Source organism: Anabaena sp. FACHB-1237, from assembly GCF_014696225.1.
Classification (GTDB): domain Bacteria; phylum Cyanobacteriota; class Cyanobacteriia; order Cyanobacteriales; family Nostocaceae; genus FACHB-1237.
In genome coordinates, this window is record NZ_JACJPV010000059.1 from 1 (window position 1) to 20,176 (window position 20,176).

The window sequence follows — 20,176 nt, forward strand, 5'->3', positions numbered from 1 at the left end:
ATAGGGATCTAAATGCCGCAATTAATTTATCGCGTCTGGCTAAGGCGTGTAAGTCTACTGAGGGATAACCGCTCCCATGCTCCCATTGAAGTAGAAAGTAAAGTCTAGTTTTGTCTAGGTTTTATATAGCAGTGAAATGTCACTCATCAGAAAAATAATTACAGACAATAGAACTTGTTATGCTATAAAATGGCAAAAGAAGTTTTTAACATGAAAACTTAGGCAATTTTTACTATCAATACTGATTATAAAGTGTGTCAAATTTCATAATTCCGTAATGAAAAAAGAACTGTGATATCTGACGCATTTTAAACTATTATTTTCAATTATTAAGGTATTAAACCAGTTCGGTAAGTTTTACTATAGAGTATAGCGGTGTTAAAGAATGACATTTTTTGTGAAGGATAATTTAAAAAATAATTTAAAGTGGTTACAAGTGCGGCGTTACTGGGAATTGCTGCAAGTCTTAGTCAGCAGAAATCTGAAAGTACGCTATCGAGGTTCATTTTTAGGTGTCTATTGGTCCTTATTAAACCCTCTAATCATGACAGGGTTGTATACTGCCATATTTGGTGCTACCTTTGCATCCTACTATGGTAACTCCATTATGAACTATGTACTTGCCGCATTAACAGGATTATTAGTAATTAATTTTTTCTCATCTTCCACATCCCAAGCCTTATCCAGTGTAGTTGGTAATGGGGCATTATTAAATAAAATTCAATTACCAGTCAGTGTTTTTCCTGTATCAATGATTGCAGCAAACATATTTCAATTTTCAGTAGGAGCATTACCATTATTGGCGATAATGACTTTAATTAATTCTAAAAGTCTAGTCAACGTTTTAGCATTAATATTTCCATTTCTAGCATTAATTTTAGTTTCTACAGGAATTGGATTTTTAGTAAGTGCTTTATACGTATTTTTTAGAGATTTACCTTACTTTTATGAGTTAATAGTCTTTGTGATTTGGATTAGTAGTCCTATATTTTATCCAGCAGCTATTGTGCCAAAACAAGTAAAACAATTTTTAGGTATCAATCCGTTATCACCAATTATTGAAAGTCTACGTCAGATTACTTTATCAGGTTCTACACCGGATTTAAACTTAATTTGGGGAGCTTTACTTAGTGGCATCATTATTTTAGCCTTGGGATGGACTTGTTTTCGTTTATGGAGACATCAATTTATGGATTTATTGTAACAGGAGTGAGAATAACCCAGATAGTTTGTAATCAATCACAAGTAATCATTATATCTCTGATATATTTATAAATAGATATTGCTTGGGAATATTGGGATTAAATTTTGATGTAGAATACTCTTGTTTTAATTTCTGATAATCGTACTTTTAAGTGAGTAATATTAATTAATCGCCTATGATTACATCAATAGCTGATCCAAACTCTTAAAAGCGAAGATAATTTATTACTTTAGCAATGAAGTATGTTAAGCTAGGATCAGGAAGCAATATAGAGTTTTTAAGTAAACGTACTTGAACTCATGCTGTGACAAATATTAATACTATTATTAAACAAGCTCCTTTTGTTCTTGGAGGTGTAGAAAAAAGACTGTATATGCCTGAAAGAATGACTCTTGATTTAGATATTTTAGGTAAAATAGAAGATGCTGAATTAATATATCAAGATTTAGAACAAGCAAATGGGGAAAAAATTGGTGACTTGAGTATTCCTGATAGTCAATGGAAATTAGATGATGGAACATCTTTGGATGTATTAGAGTGTAGCGTAAATTGGGTAACAGAAGCTCTTGATCATGCTAATTATAGTCCAGATGGATTACCAATAATTGACTTACTTTACTTAGTGTTAATGAAACTTATTGCAGTACGTAGTCAAGATTTAGCGGATATTAGTAGAATGTTAGGAGGAGCAAAGGATGTACAATTAGACCATGTGAAAGCAGTCATTAATCAATATTTGCCTAATGCGGTAGAAGATTTGGAAACTTTGATGATTTTAGGTAAATTAGAACAACAATCACGAAAATTTAGCTTTTATCAAGTTATTTGATTAAGTTCTCCCAGATCGAGATTTATCAACTTGCTTTACTTAGTGGCATAATCATTTTAGCCTAGAGATAGTTTTGTTTTTATCTATGCTTACACAACTTATGGATTTGTGGTAAATGGAAGTAATTAGATTAGATAATGTTTCATTGTGGAGAAGGACTCAAGAGGAATTTTCCTATGATTTGAAAAAAACGCTTTTATCGGTTTTAGAGGGTAAATATCGGCAACCTGCGAAAAAGTTAGTATTAAATAATATTAACTTAGTAGTGGAAAAAGGTGAGAAAATAGGTATAATAGGCGCGAATGGTTCTGGTAAATCCACCCTATTAAAGATAATCTCCGGTATTTTACAGCCTACCAGTGGTACTGTAAGAGTAGGTGGTGAAGTAGCACCTTTAATTGAGTTAGGTGCAGGTTTTGATGGGGAAATTTCTGTGATGGACAATATACTGCTTTATGGTGTATTGTTGGGTTTTTCTAGGTCTGAGATGAAAGCAAGAGCGTCTTCTATTTTGGAATTTGCTGAATTGGAAGATTATGCTTTAGTTCCAGTTAAAGGTTTATCATCAGGGATGGTGGCGCGTTTGGGGTTTGCTATTGCAACTGATGTACAACCGGATATTCTAATTTTAGATGAGGTGTTGTCTGTAGGAGATGAGAGTTTTAAGCATAAGTGTCAGCAAAGGATGGAGCAGTTTTGGCATGATCATGCTACTGTTTTAGTGGTATCTCATGATTTACAGTTTATTACTACATCTTGTCAAAAGGCAATTTATTTAAGTCAAGGAAATATTAAATTTGCAGGTGATTCACAGGAGGTTGTAGATTATTATTTTGCAAGTGTTAAACAAGAGGAAATAGTTCCTAGTTAGTGAAAATGATTAATAAAATCTAGTGAACCGGATATAAAAAATCACCGTGCAGGAAATATTAGATGAAAATTGGCTAACTCAACCTAATATAGTTCATTATCATTAATTATAGCGTATAAAAATTTATATAAATTGTCAGATGCTACAAATTATTACTTAAATAAGATATGTGACAATGATTACAGCACAATAAATGAAGATGTACTCTACCCGGATGGTGATGGTAAACCAATGGCGGATAATACGGAACAATATAAGTGGATTGTTATTATTAAGGACAATTTAGAAATTTTGTTTGCGGATGTAGATAATGTTTTTATAGCTGCCGATTTATTATGGTATCCAGTACGTTCTAAAGTAATTACGCCAACTGCACCAGATGTTATGGTAGTATTTGGCAGACCTAAAGGTAAACGTAAATCTTATTGTCAATGGAGAGAGGAGAATATACCACCCCAAGTAGTGTTTGAAATTCTTTGGGCTAGTAACAACGATGATGAAATGCAGCCTAAGCTGGAATTTTATCAGCAATATGGAGTACAGGAGTATTACATATATGATCCTGAATCCTATGAAATTGAAGGTTGGATCAATAATAATGGCTCTTTGGTACAACTTGAACAGATTAATGGTTGGATTAGTCCCCGTTTAGGGATAAAATTTGATACTTCTCAAGGAGAATTAATTATTTATCGTCCTGATGGAGAAAGGTTTTTAACTCCTGTACAATTAAGAAGGGAGCTAGAAGCACAGCGTGAATATACTGATATAGAATGTCAACGTGCTAATGAAGCGGAAGCTAAACTATCTATACTGGATCAAAAGTTGAGAGAGTTAAATATTGATCCTGATAGTTTGTGAATAATGATCGCTAATTATGATATTATTCTCTGGATTAGGCAAAATACAATGATATTACTCAAAGGAGAAAATTCACAATGCAGGAAGTCCATAGAAGGTGAAAATAATATTCTGTCTTTAATAACGGTTGATTTTAGCATTTCCTTGAGTAATCTTTATCAAAGGATTGTTTTTGTTGCTAACAGTTGATTTAATGAGTTTTCAAGAAAATGTCTAAAATCTCTGTTCAGTGGCTATTGACATTTTCTTTACTGTGCTATATAATCACCCGATCCCTGTAGTTATTCTTAAGTTGAACTTCTAATGACTTTGACATAATAGGCAATAACAGGTCATGTTACAAAGTAACTAAATCAAGGAGAAAAATATGACTCTAGCCACTCCTATTCCCACAGAAAAAACCTATTATACCCCAGAAGAATATCTAGAGTTAGAAAGTCAATCTGAAAGCAAAAATGAATACTTAAATGGGGAAATTATCGCCATGACTGGGGGAACAACAAATCATAACAAATTAGCTTTGAAAATTGCAGCTAAACTTTTAGCAATTTTAGAAGACCAAGGTTATGAAATATATATAGGAGATGTGAAATTATGGATTGAAGCATATAATCGTTATACTTATCCTGATGTGATGGTAGTGGAAGGTAAAGCAATTTATCAAGGTAAAACTCAAACTATTATTACTAATCCGCTTGTAATTATTGAAGTCTTATCAAAATCTACAGCTAATTATGATCAAGGAGATAAATTTGATACTTATCGGACTATTCCCAGTTTTCAAGAATATGTTTTAATTTCCCAGACTGAATATTATATTAAACAGTTTGTGAAAAATGAACAAGGTAAATGGTTATTAAGTGATTATCGAGGAGAGTCAGAAATTTTAAAGTTGGAAACTGTGGATTTTGAGATGAGTTTGAAGCAACTTTATCAGTACATTGATTTTAGTCAAATCGAAGATTAGGTACAATGTTTTACCTTATACCAAGGAAGCGGAAGCTAAACTATATTAGTACTAGTTTATAAGCTGTTGTGCCTTTAACTTGAATAATTAATACAAGCAAGATGCTTGTGCTACTGTAACTTCAGGTTTTTTAATTATACAGTGAGTGCTGCACGTTAGCTTAGTATTAGTTTAAACGTTAATAAAGTTAAATATTGATTCCTAATTATGATATTATCTTCTAGCTTAGGGAAAATTGAGAGTCAAAATATTTTTAATTGAAATTAATTCCTATATATCACTATGATACAGAATAAGTATGTTGAATTAAAAGAGTGTCCCTTTTGTCAATCTAAGAATCTTAAAAAACACCAAAAACGATCAGATGATATTTGGGTTTTACTGTGTCAAGATTGTGATCTTGGTTTTGTGGAAAAATATCCAGAAAATGTAAAAGAACTTTATAGTTTAGATTATTATGAAAAACAAGGAATTGAAAACCCTGTTGTTGGTTATGCTAACTATAAAGAAATCAATTATGACTACTTTCTATGGTCTATTGCACTTGTGGCAATAACAGAAAAGAAAGGTAGTTTATTTGATTTAGGATGTAGCAACGGGTTATTTTTAGATTTAGCTAAAAGTCATGGATTATTTCCCTTGGCAGGATTGGAATTAAATCAAGATTATGCCCAAATTTGTCAAGAGAAAGGCTACGAAGTATTTAGTGAAGACTTTATCACCTTTCATCAGCCTCAAAAACAAAAGTATGATATCATAACTGCTTGGGCTGTTTTAGAACATATTCCACAATTGTTAGAAACATTAACTAAAATAAAGTCTTTATTGAATGAAGATGGTTGGTTCTTTTTTGAAATTCCTTGTTTAACTTTCACAACAAGAGATCAATACTGGTATAACTCATCTTTAGAGCATATTTATTATTTTACAGAAAATAGTATTCAGAATATTCTCAGTCAATATTTTTCTGATAATTATTCAGGAAAAGTGGTAGCTATACAAAACTTTGGAGCGACTTATGTAGGAGTAGCTAGTCATCAGTCTCACTGTAATTCTACCATGAATATTTTTCATGCTATTTTTCACAACCAAATCGAAAGATTAACCATAGACAATATTTCAACAAAACAAATTTCTCATGCTTTAATTTTTGCAATTCGCTACTTAGATGATTTAGCTCTTGCTAATAAACTGCTGAATTTATTAAACCACTATGAAAAAGATAAATTAACCTTGTTTGAATATAAAATTCAATATTTAACTGAGAAATATATTAAGTTATATCAAGATAATATAAGTTATTTGGAGGCAAAAGAATATTTTATTCAAAGTAATGACCACCTTCATAATGAAAATATACAGCTTCATGATGAAAAGCTACACCTTCATAATGAAAATATACAGCTTCATGATGAAAAGCTACAACTTCATAATGAAAATATACAGCTTCATGATGAATTATTCGCTATGAAAAGTAGTAAATTCTGGAAAGTAAGAGAAAAATGGTTTCAATTTAGACAAAAAATAGGTATAAACAATAATAGTACATCAATTACTTTAAAAGGACTAATTAGAACTTTAATAAAAAAAATTACGGTTAAATTTCATAATCCTAATCCAGTCGTTAAATCAATTAGACAGAAAATTTGTCCTTTGGATAAACCATTAGTAAGTGTAATTATTCCCTGTTTTAACTATGGTCAATATGTTGAAGAAGCAATAGACTCTATTCTGAATCAAACACTTCAGGATTTTGAAATTATTGTTGTGGATGGTGGTTCAACAGATAATTCGACAGTGACAATCCTAAAATCTTTACAGAAGCCAAAAACAAGAATTTATTACAGAGAAGGTCGTCATTTAGTAGGAGATAATAGAAACTTTGGCATAGAAAAAGCGCAAGGAAAGTATATTTGTTGTCTTGATGCCGATGATAAAATAAAACCAACTTATTTAGAAAAAGCCCTCTTTTTATTAGAAGTTTATGCTTATGATATTGTATCCACATCAGTACAATGTTTTGGTAATTCAATAAAAACTTGGAATATTGTAACCCATCCTACATTGGAGGAAATTGTTAAAGGTAATCAAGTTTCCACCGTGGCTGTATTTTCTCAGCAAATGTGGAAAAAAGCCAATGGCTATCATGATTATGGTATAGGTAAAGATTATATTTCAGAGGATTGGGATTTATGGGTAAGAATGATGGCTTTAGGTGCAAGGGTTATTAATATTTCTGAACCTCTTATGCTATATCGTATTCATGGTAGACATACCAGTTTAAGTAACCATCCTGAAAGTCTGAGTTTCCAAGAACAAGGAAAAGTTATTGCATCTTTTAATCAAAAATATCTTACTCATCAAGCCTATAAACTTTCTTGGAATAACAATCAGATATCCTATGAAGTTATTAATGGTAGTATCAACTTAACTCAATCATACTTAGCACAAACAAAAGAAAAAAACAAAATTAAAATTCTCTTTGCCTTACCTTTTATGATCACAGGAGGAGCAGATACTATATTACTTCAGATTGCTAAATATCTCAGTGAAAATAATTTTGATATATCGGTAATGACAACTATCAAAACTGATCCTAATAAGTTTGGTGATAATACACCTAGATATCAGGAAATTACTCAAGAGATATACCATCTCTACAACTTTTTAGAATCTCAAGACAAGTGGAAAGATTTTATTTACTACTATCTTGAATCTCGCCAAATTGACATCTTATTCATTGTTGGTGCAGCTTATTTTTACCATTTATTACCAGATATAAAAAAGGATTTTCCTAATATCAAAATAGTAGATCAATTGTATAATGAGTTTGGACATATAGAAAATAATCGTCGGTATGCAAATTATATAGACATGAATATTGTCGAAAATGAATTAGTTGAAAATTGTTTAATTTTGCAACATAGTGAGAAGAATAGTAAGGTTTGTTTAATACATAATGGAGTTGATATTAACTATTTTAATCCTAACTCTATCAAGAATACAAGCATAATTGATCAATCTATCCCACAGGAAAAATTTATCATATTGTTTTTAGGAAGATTTTCTGAAGAAAAATGTCCAGATATGTTTGTAAAAATTGCCAATCATTTTAAAGATAATGATTTGGTATATTTTATTATGGGTGGTAACGGTGGTTTATATACTCAAATAGTAGAACTGATTAATAAATATGGATTAGAAAATAAAATATATTTACCTGGGTTTGTAGATACGAGAGAATATTTGAGTATTGGTAATTTGCTGATTTTACCTTCTCAGATTGATGGTAGACCCAATGCTGTTTTAGAAAGCTTATCAATGGGAGTACCTGTTATTGCTTCATCTGTTGGTGGTTTAATACATATTATTAAAGATGAATATAATGGCTTTTTATGCGATCCTGGTAATACTGATGCTTTTATTCAGCGTATTCAAGAAGTAATGAATAATAACAACCTTTACCTGAATATGAGAAAAAATGCCAGAGATTATGCTATATCTAACCTTGACATTGCAACCACCCTTACTAAATATCAAAATTTATTTGAGGGATTATTGGTATGAAACATATATCAGTCTGAATGATAGCAATTGACAAAAAACTCAAATAGTAGTGTAATAATTTCAGTAGCTTTATATACAGTTAAGATAATATCGTATCAGGTATAAAAAATGTCCAACGTACTGAATACTACACAATCAACTATCATCTTACCAGTACATAATGAGGAGAAAAATTTGGCCAGAGTTGTTGAAGAAATTGACTCTGTATTTAATTCCTCAAAACTTGTAGAACCGTTTGTGATTTTTGTAAATGACGGTAGTTACGATAACTCGCTAGAGGTTATCCATCAAATAATTGCTCACAGGGGTAATAGTTGCTGCTTGAACTTTTCCAGAAATTTTGGACATCAAGCTGCTGTTATGGCTGGGTTAGCACATACACCAGAACAATCTATAGCAGTAGTAATGGATTCAGATGGACAAGATCCACCTGATGTAGCGTTGGAACTAGTATATCAAGTGATGAATGGTGCAGATATTGCTTATGGGATTAGAAAGCAAAGAAAAGGTAGGAATCAACTCAAAAAACTAGCATACTGGCTATTCTATAGGTTTCTATCTAGCTTGTCACAGATTAAAATTCCCTTAGACGCTGGTGATTTTTGTGCATATTCTCCTAGAGCGGTTAAATTTATATCCAAAATGAATGAAAATCACCCTTATGTTCGTGGTTTAAGGGCTTGGATTGGACTAACACAGGTTGGTGTACCTTATAATCGTCCTGAACGTTATGGAGGTGAACCTAGTTATAATTTTACACGATTAGTCAAATTAGCACTAGATGGTATTGTTAGTTTTTCTCTAAGACCATTAAGACTATCAATGTTCTTGGGATTTATTACTTTTATATTAAGTATGATTCTGGCGATTTTTTACTTAATAACTTATGTTTCTGATGCCAAATTTGGTAACTTTAGAATGCGGGATGTTCCAGGATTTACCACTTTAATTCTTACTAATTTGTTTTTTAGTGGTTTACATATGATGATGCTAGGAGTAATTGGTGAATATCTTGGTCGAGTTTTTGAACAAACTAAAGATAGACCATTATTTATTATTGCAGAAACTTTTGGTACATTAGATTATCAAGAAAAACAGGAACAATAATAACAGGAATAAAAATAATTAATAAGAAAACAATGAACAGTAATAATCGGATTATTTATCTAAACACTCCTTGTTCCGTTAGCATGGCTGATGATTGGTATGACTATGGTACAATGGATCATTTCTGGGTACGCCATCGTAATGCTGTTTTTGATCGGCATTTTGGTGATATAATTTGTGCTTCTCAATTTATTGGTGAAATTGGTTGTGGCAACGGTTTAATGCTATCTTATATTGCCAGCCGTTATCAAAAAGCTGCCGATGGGTTTGAATTAAACTTATCTGCTCTGGAATTATGTCCAACTATTCCTGGTACTCTCTATGTCTACGACATATTAAGCAAAAATCCTGACCTTGTACAAAAATATGATCTAATTATGTTGATAGATGTTATTGAACATATTGAAGATGAAACTCCGTTTTTATTGGCAGCAAGAGAGCATTTAAAACCAGGTGGATTACTAATTATTGGTGTACCAATGAGGCAACACTTATTTTCAGCGTATGATGTGGCCGCAGGTCACTATCGCCGTTATTCTACGAGGAATCTCAAGTCATTAGTACAAAACTCTGGATTTGAAGTCAAGAAAATAGTTCAATGGGGTCATCTTTATATACCTCTTTTGATGTTGCGTAAATATATGCTTGCAGGTGCTAAAAAAGAAGATGTGATTCGTAAAGGTTTTGGCTCTTCAAGTGTTATCAATACTTGTTTATCTCCATTAAGATATTTGGACTTTATCCCTACTTTTGGCATAACTGGTACTTCATCCTTTTTACTGGCACAGAAACTTAATGATGTTTAAATTACTTAACAAAGATTTTTCTGAATTCAAGTTCTATTGGGTAATTCCTCTAACAGTTTGGCTATTACTTTATATTTTTCGTCCTTTTTTATTGGGTTTTTATAGTGATGATTGGTTTGTTCTACTTTTACCATTGAGGGATGGAACAGTTTTTTCTCCAGCAAGACTGAACTATTTAATAGAATTGTACTCTAATCGTCCATTAACAGGACTATTTACTTATATTTTATCCCTTTTTTGTAATGGTTCAGAATTTTTATGGCATACGGCTATAATTTTCGTAAATTTAGCTACAGCATTTTTTATTCGTCTATTGATTAGACGTTTTTTAATTCTGATTAATTCTAATTTACTTATTATAGCTGAAATTGTAGCTTGCTTTTGGTTGGCATTTCCTTGGACACTGGGATTTACTGCTTGGCCAACCTTAGTACCATGTCAAATAACAATCATTTTTTTTAGTTATAGCGGTATTTGCCTTTTTACATCTTGGAAAAAGGGAAAAATAAGCTCGTGGAAACCATCTTTGTTTTTCTTATTAAGTTGCCTAAGTTATGAGTCTTTTTATGGACAGTTTATAATTTTCATCGCCCTTGGATTGATTTATGGTATCCATAAGAAATTAGGATGGAAAGCAATATTATATCCCTTAGCCAGTTATATGATTGTTCAATTTTTAGCGATAGCTTGGAATAGACTGTCTCCAATTTTATTTCAAGGTACTGCTGCTACTAAGTCTTTGTATAAGCATTGGTATGTGGCATGGTTTAACTCAGTTGTTGATTTACCCACTATTCTTTTACAAAGTACATCAATCTTTAAAAATTATTTAATATATCTTCTTTCCATAGGATTGATTATTTTTGTAATTTCTATAATATTTTATGGGAATCAAGGTAGAATGATTCAGGAAAAGATTCAGCTATTTTTCACCATCTTGGTATTCTCTATTGGTGGTCTTTTAGCGATCGCAGTTTATTGTTCCGCAGGTCCTGGTTATAGTATGGCAAGTATTGGACTAGCATCAAGAGTAACTTTAAGTTTAAGTTTTTGGCTCGTCATGATTCTTGTTCCTATGTATCTGATATTATTTAAGTTGCCTCTAACACTGAAATTACTTATGGCAATCGTAACATTAGGAATAATTATATGTTTAGGAGGTGCAACAGTTATTCAAATCCAACCTTGGGCTAAAGCATGGGAGATTCAAAAAATTATGTTGGCATCAGTACCAATTCAAGAAATCTCAAAAATTAATAGAAAAGCATTTTTGATTCTCACAAATTCTCCTCATGAATATCAAGGTATCTCCATATTCAACGCTCCATGGGATTTTGATGCAGCTATGAAATATACATACCCAAATGTAAAGGAAATGAAGTTTTTAGTTGATGCAGAATCGGTAAAAACATCTTGGGATGGTAACATTTTAGAGCAGACTGCTCCACTGGCATGGTCATTTAAATATGCTACCACAGAAGTATGGATTTGGAATTATCAAACTAAAAATTTATTACAAGTTTTTCCACCACTTAAATTAGATCATGCTCAGTAAAATCACCAAAAGAAACAAGTAGGAGTTAAGTTATGAAAGCTGTTATAACAGGAGGTTGTGGTTTTATTGGTTCTCACCTTGTATATTCTTTATTACATAAAGGTATTGCTCCCATTATTTATGATAATTTTTCTACTGGAAATCTTAAAAATTTGCAAGATTCACAAGGTAATATTGAAGTAATATCAGGTGATATTCGTGACTTAGATACGCTACAGAGAACCATAAAAAATGTAGAATGGGTGTTTCATTTAGCTGCACATTCTTCGGTTTCTGGTTCTTTAATAAATCCATTAATACCTCATGAAATTAATAATACAGGTACATTAAATGTACTTTGGGCTGCTTTACAAACAAAAGTATCAAGAGTGATAATTGCTTCCAGTTCTTCAGTTTATGGAGATATTCATCAACCACCATTAAAAGAAACCTATTTACCCAATCCTAAATCTCCCTATGCGGCAACTAAATTAACGACAGAAGCATTAGCTGAAAGTTTTTATCATTCTTATGGTTTGGAAACTGTGTGTTTAAGGTATTTTAATGTATATGGCTTACGACAAAGAGCAGATTCAGATTATGCGGCAGTAATTCCTCGTTTTGTAGAATGTTATCAACAACAAAAATCTCCTCAGATTTATGGCACTGGTAAACAAAGCAGAGATTTTATTCATGTTTCTGATGTTGCTAGAGCTAATATTTTGGCTGCAAGTTTACCCAGTAATATATTAGAAAAACATCGAGTTTTTAATATTGGTACAGGTACTAAAACTAATCTTATACAATTACTAGGTATCATCTCTCAGCATACAAATTCCTATTTAGAACCACTTTTTCTACCCTCTCGTCAAGGAGAAATTAAACATTCTTGTGCTGATGTTACTTTAGCTCAGGAAAAATTAGGTTTTCAACCTTTAATTAGTTTAGAAGAGGGAATTAAATCACTCTTATGACAAATCTAATTAATTCTTCACCAATGGTTTCTGTAATTATCCCTTGCTATAATCAAGGTGAATATTTATATGATTCCGTTTCCTCTGTTCTAGCTCAGACTTATCAAAATTTTGAAATCATTATTATTAATGATGGTTCAACCTGTCCTCATACAATTAAAATACTTCATAATTTTCACCAACCTAAAACTGTTGTTATTCATACACATAATCAAGGATTGGTATGTTCTCGTAATAATGGGATTAAAATTGCTCGTGGTAAATATATTTTACCTTTAGATGCTGATGACAAAATTGGTAACACCTATCTTCAAGAAGCAGTAGAATTATTGGAAAATAATCATAATTTAGGGATTGTTTATTCCCAAGCTGAATTTTTTGGGAATAAAACAGGTAAATGGGAACTACCTAAATATCAATTTCCTCATATATTACTTGGTAATGTAATTTTCTGTTCAGGCTTTTTTAGAAAATCTGATTGGGAAAAAGTAGGTGGATATAATCCTAGTATGATTTATGGTTGGGAAGATTATGATTTTTGGTTATCTCTAATTGAATTAAAAAGAGATGTAGTATGTATTCCTAATGTCTTATTTTATTATCGTCAACATTCTCTATCTATGACAAATTCTATGACAGAAGAACAAATACTTTATACCTTTAATCAACTGTTTAAAAATCATACTAGTCTATATCGTGAAAATAAATTAAAAATTTTGTTTTTTTCAACAGTAAAAATACTAAAATTATTATGCAAAAGTGTATTATATGGCTACAATTCTCAAGGTATAACTTTGATGATTTTAATTTTAAAGAATTTATTGAGAAACTTAGATATAGCTTAGATAAACAATATTCATCAGTACAAGAAGTAGATTGGGTAACAGGTGCTTGTTTAATGATACAGGGTGATATATTTGAGAAATGAGGATGTTTGAATGAATCATTCTTTATGAAAATTTGATTAAGACAGAGTTCCTTCTGATTGAAAAACCTTTAAATACTTATTTAACAATTTATTCATTATGATTTACTTTTTAACAGTCAATTATTATTCTACCAATCTCATAATTAAATTAATAAATTCTCTGCTATCTTTTTCAGATAGTAACTACCAACTTATTATCATTAATAATTCACCTGATGATCATTCAATTAATGAACTTAAAAACCAATCAACAGTAATTATTGAAGCAGAAAAAAATATTGGCTTTGGTGGAGCTTGTAATTTAGGTTTAAAATGGATTTTTAATCAAAATAAACAAGGAATAGTTTGGATAATTAATCCAGATGCTTACTTATCAGAAAATACTTTAGAACAGCCTCAATTATTTTTTGATTCACATCCAGAATTATCAATATTAGGGACAATTATTTATACTCCTGAAAACAAAATATGGTTTGCTGGTGGTGGTTTTATTCCTGCAAATGGGTCAATTTTAGAACTAGATTTATTAACTAATAACGATACAGATTATACTAATTGTGATTGGGTTTCAGGTTGTAGTTTAATAATTAATTTGAAAAATTTTTTTGAATGTCCTTTATTTGATCAGGCTTATTTCCTATATTATGAAGATTTTGATTTTTGCAGACGTTATGCTAATCAAGGGCATTTAATAGGCATTACTAAAAAGTTTAGCGTCATACATCAACCATCATCAATTACTAATAAAAATATGTTTAATAAAATTAGGTATAGTACCTATAGTTATTTATTAACATTAGAAAAATATACTAATATACAAATTTTAATATTAAGACTCACCAGACTGATGGTTTTTGCTATTATCCTTTTTCCAACTCAGCCTAAAATAGCATTGGGTAAGATTTATGGTATATATGATTATGTGATAAATAAACGAAAAAATAATACTTGATATTACACAAAAATGGAATTACTGATTAATCTTTCATTTCTACTGACTAAACCAACAGGGATAAGCAACTATGCTAAAAATCTTATACCTCATTTAAAGTCTCTCAATCCCACAATATTAACAGCGCAAAATTATCCTGATTTCAACTGCTATCCAGTGCCCAATAATCTTACTCCTGCTGATGGTACAAAAGGACATTTCCGCCGTCTATTGTGGACACAATTCCAACTCCCAAAAATCTATCAAACCCTCAAATCTCAACTTTTATTTTCCCCCATTCCTGAAGCACCATTATATACAAACTGCCGTTTTATTGTCATGTCCCACGATATGATACCATTACGCTTCCCTAAACGCTTTTCACCTCTAACTCCATATCATCGTTACTACACTCCTCAAGTATTTCATCAATCACTTCATATTATTTGTAACTCAGAATCCACCGCTCAAGATATTACTAAATTCTACCAAATTTCTACTAATAAAATAACACCAATTCCCCTAGCTTACGATCGCGCACATTTCCAATTTCTCAACCTCTCCACCCGCAACTACTTCCTATACATCGGTCGTCAAGATCCTTATAAAAACCTGCAAAGATTAATTACCGCATTTTCCGCACTACCTGACAGAAATGACTATGAATTATGGTTAGCCGGACCTGATGATAAACGGTATTCTCCATTATTAGAAACACAAACTAAAGAATTAGGGATAAATCATCTTGTTAAATTTCTTAATTATGTATCTTATGACGAATTACCAATAATTATTAATCAATCATTAGCATTAGTTTTCCCCAGTCTTTGGGAAGGTTTTGGCCTACCAGTTTTAGAAGCAATGGCTTGTGGTACTCCTGTTATTACCTCTAATATTTCCTCTCTTCCAGAAGTTGCGGGAGATGCTGCTATTTTAATTAATCCCTATAATATAGAAGAAATTACAGCAGCAATGAAAATCATAATTAATGATTCAGAAGCTAGAAAACAACTTTCTCAAAAAGGATTAAAAAGAGCAGATAAATTTAGTTGGGAACAAACAGGATCAGCTACAGTTGAGGTTTTACAGAAATATCTTTAAGCATAACTGCAATCGCTGTACATTCTGATTCTATATATGATAGAATAGAAGAAATATTGACTAGTAAAACCAAGGAGAAACCCATGAACACCTCCATAGAACTTCCAAGCGGTAAAATCATCAATATCAACCGATTTATTGCCCTAATCCCCAATAATAACATTGACAGTGATTATCAATTAATCTTAGAAGGATATCCTTATCCCATTAACTTAGAATCATCAGATGCTCAAAATCTGAAAATAATCTTGCAATAAAAACTAGATCAAAATACCAAAATTACCACCCATCGATCAAAATGGAACCAACAAGAACAAATCCAAAAAAATCAAAAAGTAATGGCAATTTTAGCACAACGCATGGAACAAGATAAAAATATGTCCGATGAAGAATCTAGGGAAAGACAAGAAATATTTGAAAGTTTCAAAAAAAGAATGGATGCTGAAAGACCACAAGGACAAAAATTGTATTCAGAAGTATGACTAAACCAACCCTTAGTAAAACTCTCATAGAAAGGATGCGAGGTAAAGCTACAGTCAAAATGACAACAGATGAAATTATGAAATTAACGAGACAAGACTAATAATAATTCCAGAATACTGATACAATAACACAGTAATCTAATTACAAGTTAATTCAAATCAATGAACATTATCCCCACCGCCATCCCCGATATCCTCATCCTAGAACCCCAAGTTTTCCAAGACTCACGGGGCTTTTTCCTCGAATCATATAACCAAAGAATATTCACAGAAAAAACAGGCTTAAACACTAACTTTGTCCAGGATAATCACTCCAAATCAGAATACAATGTACTACGAGGACTACACTATCAAATCATCCAACCTCAAGGTAAATTAGTCCGCGTTATTGCTGGTAAGATTTTTGATGTGGCTGTAGATATTAGAAAAAATTCCCCCACTTTTGGCCAATGGGTAGGTTATGAACTCAGCGCGGAAAATAAACTCCAAATGTGGATACCTATAGGTTTTGCTCATGGTTTTCTTGTACTTTCGGAAAATGCAGAAGTTATTTATAAAACTACAGATTATTATGCACCAGGAGGCGATCGCTCAATTCTTTGGAATGATCCAGATTTAGACATTAAATGGCCACTAGAACAGCCTCCCATTATATCAGCAAAAGATGAAAAAGCTGCCACCTTTAAAAATGCCGAGGTATATGAATAAATGAAACCAGTATTATTAATAGGTAGTCAAGGACAAGTTGGCACAGAACTAAAAAATATCCTTTCATCTACATACCAATTAACCTCCATTTCTCGCCAGGAAATAGACCTAAAACAACCAGAAAAACTGCGGACAATTATCAGAGATATCGAACCAGAAATTATTATCAATGCTGCCGCTTATACTGCTGTAGATAAAGCCGAAAGTGAAGCAGAAATAGCCCATACTATTAATGCCATAACACCCCAAATTATCGCAGAAGAAACAGAAAAAATTGGCAGTTTCTTAATTCACATTTCCACAGATTACGTATTTAATGGACAAAGTAATTATCCCTATCAAGAAAGCGATATTACCAACCCCTTAAACATCTATGGAAAAACCAAATTAGAGGGAGAAAAAGCTATTGAACAAACCTGTAAAAATCACATAATTTTACGCACAGCTTGGGTTTATGGAACTTATGGTAAAAGTAACTTTGTCAAAACTATGTTAAGAATTGGTAAAGAAAGATCAGAAATTCGGGTAGTGGCAGATCAAATTGGTACTCCCACTTGGTCTAAAGATATCGCCACCACAATTAGCCAAATTATCCCCCAATTAACATCAGAAATTGCGGGCATTTATCACTATACCAATAGTGGAGTTGCTAGTTGGTATGACTTTGCCATAAATATCTTTCAAGAAGCTAAAAAACTGGGTTTTCCTCTCAGAATTGACAAAATTATTCCTATTACCACTCCCGAATATCCTACACCAGCAAAACGTCCTGCCTATTCCGTTCTTTGTTGTGATAAAATATCTAAACTATTGGGAACTTATCCTCCCCATTGGCAACAAAGATTACAACTAATGTTAACAGAATTACACAACAATTAGGAGTCAGGAGTCAGGAGTCAGAATATTTAATAGACTAGTAGATGATCAAATAATGACTTTCCATATAGTCTTTAAATGCTGTTATACAAGCTGTTGTGCATTTAAAATGTACAACAGCCAGTCAAAATTAAACAGAATTTGCAGCAACTTTTTCTGAATGTCACAATATATAATCTAGCTGTACAGCAGCTTAGTAACTCAATACTTATAGAATTACAAGCAAAATCATCATGAAAGCACTAATTTTATCCGGTGGAAAAGGTACTCGTTTACGTCCGTTAACATACACAGGAGCAAAACAGCTTGTACCAGTTGCCAATAAACCAATTTTATGGTATGGCATTGAAGAAATGGCCAACGCAGGAATTACTGACATTGGTATTATTATCAGTCCAGAAACAGGTGCAGAAGTGCAAAATAAAACCGGAAATGGTGAAAAATTTGGTGTGAATATCACCTATATTTTACAAGATCAACCCGCTGGTTTAGCCCATGCTGTGAAAGTTGCCCGTGATTTTTTAAAAGATTCACCTTTTGTCATGTATTTAGGTGATAATTTAATTCAACAAGGTGATTTAAGTTCGTTTTTAGATAAATTTATTCAACAACAACCAGATACTTTAATTCTATTAAGAGAAGTTAATAACCCTAGTGCTTTTGGTGTTGCTAAAATTGACGAACATGGTCGAGTATTACAGTTAATTGAAAAACCGAAAATTCCCCCTTCTAACTTAGCTTTAGTAGGAGTTTATTTCTTTTCTGATATTATCCATTATGCCATTGATAACATTCAACCTTCGCCAAGAGGAGAATTAGAAATTACTGATGCTATTCAATATTTAATAGATCAAGAAAAACAAGTTTCTGCTTGTAATTTAGCTGGTTGGTGGTTAGATACAGGTAAAAAAGATGATTTATTAGAAGCTAACCGTCTGATTTTGGATACTTATTTAAAAACATCAATTGCCATTGATAGTCAAATTGATCCACAGACAAAAATTAGTGGTAGAGTACAAATTGGTCATGGTTCTATCATTAATAATTGTACAATTCGTGGACCTGTAGTTATTGGTGATAATTGCCATTTAGAAAACTGTTTCATTGGTCCTTATACTAGTATTGGTGATCATTCTACCTTGATTGAAAGTGATTTAGAACATAGTGTAATTCTCGACAGTGCCAGAATAGAAAAGATTAATCAAAGAATAATTGATAGTTTAATTGGCCAACGCACAAGATTAACTGTAGCACCACATCATCCCAAAGCATTAAGATTATTAATTGGAGATGATTCTCAAATTGAATTAACAGCTATATAATACCAGTTGTAGGGTGTGTCAGAATCCATAAATCAAACAAATTAAAAAATATTGATATCTATTGATATCTGACGCACCATTATACTAATTATACGAATGATAATAGGTATTATAGCCCATAATTCAAACTCATAGCTAAAATTTTACCTAACTGCTATCATATCGGATATAATCGGATAATCCTGCTGTATTCCCGCCATATTGATCAATTACGGTAAATCTATGCTAGTTGGTGTAACTCTACGTGACCGTTTTAAAATCATTAAAGAACTGGGTAGTGGTGGTTTTGGTGACACTTACCTAGCAGAAGATATACACTGTAAAAACCGTCTTTGTGTAGTTAAGCATTTACAATTAAAACCACCTAACACCGCAGCCGCACTACCCATAGCTCAAAGATTATTTGCAACTGAAGCAAAAGTATTATATAAACTAGGAGTACATGATCAAATACCTACGCTTTATGCTGACTTTGAAGTTAATGGACAATTTTATTTAGTACAAGAATTAATTCGCGGCCATGATTTAACAAAAGAGATTTATCCTGGAAATAAATTAACAGAAATAGCAGCTAGACAATTATTAATTGATATCCTAGAAATCTTAGCATTTGTTCAACAAGAACAAATTATTCACCGTGACATCAATCCGCAAAATATCATGCGTCGTCAAGATGGTAAAATTATCTTGATAGATTTTGGTGCAGTTAAAGAAATTACTACCCTCCATGTCACCACTCCTGGACATGAACCCCGTTCAATTGCTGCTGGTACTATTGGTTATATGCCTAGTGAACAATTTCAAGGACACCCAAAGTTATCTAGTGATATTTATGCGGTGGGAATGTTAATAATTTACGCAATTACGGGAATACAACCCCATGAGTTACCTGAAGATCCCACCAATGGTGAGATAATTTGGCGAAATCGGGCAGATGTGAGCAATGGTTTTGCTAAGATTTTAACGAAAATGGTACGTTATTAGGACTTACGCATTGACAGAATAAAAAAATAGTGCATTGATAAATAAGGGTCGTCTAGTAATCGGTATGGGAGAATGAGAGAAATTACTAAACTCTCGACAGCACAATGCAACATAGACATCTACA

Annotated in this window: 19 protein-coding genes; all 19 read left to right on the forward strand. The window is 32.0% G+C overall.

The window, feature by feature from the left end; translation table 11 throughout:
* The first annotated feature begins 385 nt into the window (after positions 1 to 385).
* A complete protein-coding gene (locus tag H6F32_RS18700; RefSeq protein ID WP_190370794.1) occupies positions 386 to 1,204 on the forward strand; it encodes an ABC transporter permease in 819 nt (272 codons plus the stop codon).
* A 304-nt stretch (positions 1,205 to 1,508) separates the two neighbouring features.
* The gene (locus tag H6F32_RS18705) at positions 1,509 to 2,033 is read left to right on the forward strand and encodes a hypothetical protein (protein WP_199294637.1); all 525 of its coding nucleotides are present in this window, start codon (positions 1,509 to 1,511) and stop codon (positions 2,031 to 2,033) included.
* Between the two features lie 115 nt (positions 2,034 to 2,148).
* Entirely contained in the window at positions 2,149 to 2,904 is a 756-nt protein-coding gene (locus tag H6F32_RS18710; RefSeq protein ID WP_190370795.1) for an ABC transporter ATP-binding protein, read from the forward strand.
* A gap of 132 nt (positions 2,905 to 3,036) precedes the next feature.
* The gene (locus H6F32_RS18715; RefSeq protein ID WP_242031184.1) at positions 3,037 to 3,765 is read left to right on the forward strand and encodes a Uma2 family endonuclease; all 729 of its coding nucleotides are present in this window, start codon (positions 3,037 to 3,039) and stop codon (positions 3,763 to 3,765) included.
* A gap of 367 nt (positions 3,766 to 4,132) precedes the next feature.
* Positions 4,133 to 4,732: a Uma2 family endonuclease gene (locus H6F32_RS18720; RefSeq protein ID WP_190370796.1), complete on the forward strand. Its 600-nt coding sequence runs from the start codon at positions 4,133 to 4,135 to the stop codon at positions 4,730 to 4,732.
* 282 nt (positions 4,733 to 5,014) lie between these two features.
* Complete coding sequence (locus H6F32_RS18725) at positions 5,015 to 8,299, forward strand: glycosyltransferase (RefSeq protein ID WP_190370797.1); 3,285 nt, start codon at positions 5,015 to 5,017, stop codon at positions 8,297 to 8,299.
* A 108-nt stretch (positions 8,300 to 8,407) separates the two neighbouring features.
* Complete coding sequence (locus H6F32_RS18730; protein ID WP_190370798.1) at positions 8,408 to 9,406, forward strand: glycosyltransferase family 2 protein; 999 nt, start codon at positions 8,408 to 8,410, stop codon at positions 9,404 to 9,406.
* Positions 9,407 to 9,438: 32 nt separating this feature from the next.
* Positions 9,439 to 10,212, forward strand: coding sequence for a bifunctional 2-polyprenyl-6-hydroxyphenol methylase/3-demethylubiquinol 3-O-methyltransferase UbiG (locus H6F32_RS18735; protein WP_190370799.1), 774 nt, complete (start codon positions 9,439 to 9,441; stop codon positions 10,210 to 10,212).
* Positions 10,202 to 11,767: a hypothetical protein gene (locus tag H6F32_RS18740; RefSeq protein ID WP_190370800.1), complete on the forward strand. Its 1,566-nt coding sequence runs from the start codon at positions 10,202 to 10,204 to the stop codon at positions 11,765 to 11,767. The genes H6F32_RS18735 and H6F32_RS18740 overlap by 11 nt, the downstream gene beginning before the upstream one ends.
* Positions 11,768 to 11,799: 32 nt before the next feature.
* A complete protein-coding gene (locus H6F32_RS18745) occupies positions 11,800 to 12,720 on the forward strand; it encodes a GDP-mannose 4,6-dehydratase (protein ID WP_190370801.1) in 921 nt (306 codons plus the stop codon).
* Entirely contained in the window at positions 12,717 to 13,565 is an 849-nt protein-coding gene (locus H6F32_RS18750; RefSeq protein WP_199294638.1) for a glycosyltransferase family A protein, read from the forward strand. Before H6F32_RS18745 ends, H6F32_RS18750 begins: the two co-directional genes overlap by 4 nt.
* A gap of 180 nt (positions 13,566 to 13,745) precedes the next feature.
* The gene (locus tag H6F32_RS18755) at positions 13,746 to 14,600 is read left to right on the forward strand and encodes a glycosyltransferase (RefSeq protein WP_190370802.1); all 855 of its coding nucleotides are present in this window, start codon (positions 13,746 to 13,748) and stop codon (positions 14,598 to 14,600) included.
* Between the two features lie 12 nt (positions 14,601 to 14,612).
* The gene (locus H6F32_RS18760) at positions 14,613 to 15,680 is read left to right on the forward strand and encodes a glycosyltransferase family 1 protein (protein ID WP_190370803.1); all 1,068 of its coding nucleotides are present in this window, start codon (positions 14,613 to 14,615) and stop codon (positions 15,678 to 15,680) included.
* A gap of 83 nt (positions 15,681 to 15,763) precedes the next feature.
* The gene (locus H6F32_RS20705) at positions 15,764 to 15,937 is read left to right on the forward strand and encodes a hypothetical protein (protein ID WP_242031185.1); all 174 of its coding nucleotides are present in this window, start codon (positions 15,764 to 15,766) and stop codon (positions 15,935 to 15,937) included.
* A gap of 81 nt (positions 15,938 to 16,018) precedes the next feature.
* Positions 16,019 to 16,162 (forward strand): hypothetical protein, encoded by a 144-nt coding sequence (locus tag H6F32_RS20710; RefSeq protein WP_242031186.1) that lies wholly within the window; start codon positions 16,019 to 16,021, stop codon positions 16,160 to 16,162.
* Positions 16,163 to 16,324: 162 nt separating this feature from the next.
* The gene (rfbC, locus tag H6F32_RS18770; protein ID WP_190370804.1) at positions 16,325 to 16,870 is read left to right on the forward strand and encodes a dTDP-4-dehydrorhamnose 3,5-epimerase; all 546 of its coding nucleotides are present in this window, start codon (positions 16,325 to 16,327) and stop codon (positions 16,868 to 16,870) included.
* Positions 16,871 to 17,749 carry a dTDP-4-dehydrorhamnose reductase gene (gene rfbD / locus H6F32_RS18775; protein ID WP_190370805.1) on the forward strand — a complete coding sequence of 293 codons (879 nt, stop codon included), beginning with the start codon at positions 16,871 to 16,873 and terminating at the stop codon, positions 17,747 to 17,749. It begins immediately after the preceding gene.
* Between the two features lie 230 nt (positions 17,750 to 17,979).
* Positions 17,980 to 19,068 carry a glucose-1-phosphate thymidylyltransferase gene (locus tag H6F32_RS18780; RefSeq protein WP_190370806.1) on the forward strand — a complete coding sequence of 363 codons (1,089 nt, stop codon included), beginning with the start codon at positions 17,980 to 17,982 and terminating at the stop codon, positions 19,066 to 19,068.
* A gap of 222 nt (positions 19,069 to 19,290) precedes the next feature.
* The gene (locus H6F32_RS18785) at positions 19,291 to 20,052 is read left to right on the forward strand and encodes a serine/threonine-protein kinase (RefSeq protein ID WP_190370807.1); all 762 of its coding nucleotides are present in this window, start codon (positions 19,291 to 19,293) and stop codon (positions 20,050 to 20,052) included.
* Positions 20,053 to 20,176 lie beyond the last annotated feature (124 nt).

Excerpts from the sequence above, each read along its gene's own strand:
- H6F32_RS18700 (WP_190370794.1), top strand. The coding sequence starts at position 386 with ATGACATTTTTTGTGAAGGATAATTTAAAAAATAATTTAAAGTGGTTA.
- H6F32_RS18710 (WP_190370795.1), top strand. The coding sequence starts at position 2,149 with ATGGAAGTAATTAGATTAGATAATGTTTCATTGTGGAGAAGGACTCAA.
- H6F32_RS18720 (WP_190370796.1), top strand. The coding sequence starts at position 4,133 with ATGACTCTAGCCACTCCTATTCCCACAGAAAAAACCTATTATACCCCA.
- H6F32_RS18725 (WP_190370797.1), top strand. The coding sequence starts at position 5,015 with ATGATACAGAATAAGTATGTTGAATTAAAAGAGTGTCCCTTTTGTCAA.
- H6F32_RS18730 (WP_190370798.1), top strand. The coding sequence starts at position 8,408 with ATGTCCAACGTACTGAATACTACACAATCAACTATCATCTTACCAGTA.
- H6F32_RS18735 (WP_190370799.1), top strand. The coding sequence starts at position 9,439 with ATGAACAGTAATAATCGGATTATTTATCTAAACACTCCTTGTTCCGTT.
- H6F32_RS18740 (WP_190370800.1), top strand. The coding sequence starts at position 10,202 with ATGATGTTTAAATTACTTAACAAAGATTTTTCTGAATTCAAGTTCTAT.
- H6F32_RS18745 (WP_190370801.1), top strand. The coding sequence starts at position 11,800 with ATGAAAGCTGTTATAACAGGAGGTTGTGGTTTTATTGGTTCTCACCTT.
- H6F32_RS18750 (WP_199294638.1), top strand. The coding sequence starts at position 12,717 with ATGACAAATCTAATTAATTCTTCACCAATGGTTTCTGTAATTATCCCT.
- H6F32_RS18755 (WP_190370802.1), top strand. The coding sequence starts at position 13,746 with ATGATTTACTTTTTAACAGTCAATTATTATTCTACCAATCTCATAATT.
- H6F32_RS18760 (WP_190370803.1), top strand. The coding sequence starts at position 14,613 with ATGGAATTACTGATTAATCTTTCATTTCTACTGACTAAACCAACAGGG.
- H6F32_RS20705 (WP_242031185.1), top strand. The coding sequence starts at position 15,764 with ATGAACACCTCCATAGAACTTCCAAGCGGTAAAATCATCAATATCAAC.
- H6F32_RS20710 (WP_242031186.1), top strand. The coding sequence starts at position 16,019 with ATGGCAATTTTAGCACAACGCATGGAACAAGATAAAAATATGTCCGAT.
- rfbC (WP_190370804.1), top strand. The coding sequence starts at position 16,325 with ATGAACATTATCCCCACCGCCATCCCCGATATCCTCATCCTAGAACCC.
- rfbD (WP_190370805.1), top strand. The coding sequence starts at position 16,871 with ATGAAACCAGTATTATTAATAGGTAGTCAAGGACAAGTTGGCACAGAA.
- H6F32_RS18780 (WP_190370806.1), top strand. The coding sequence starts at position 17,980 with ATGAAAGCACTAATTTTATCCGGTGGAAAAGGTACTCGTTTACGTCCG.
- H6F32_RS18785 (WP_190370807.1), top strand. The coding sequence starts at position 19,291 with ATGCTAGTTGGTGTAACTCTACGTGACCGTTTTAAAATCATTAAAGAA.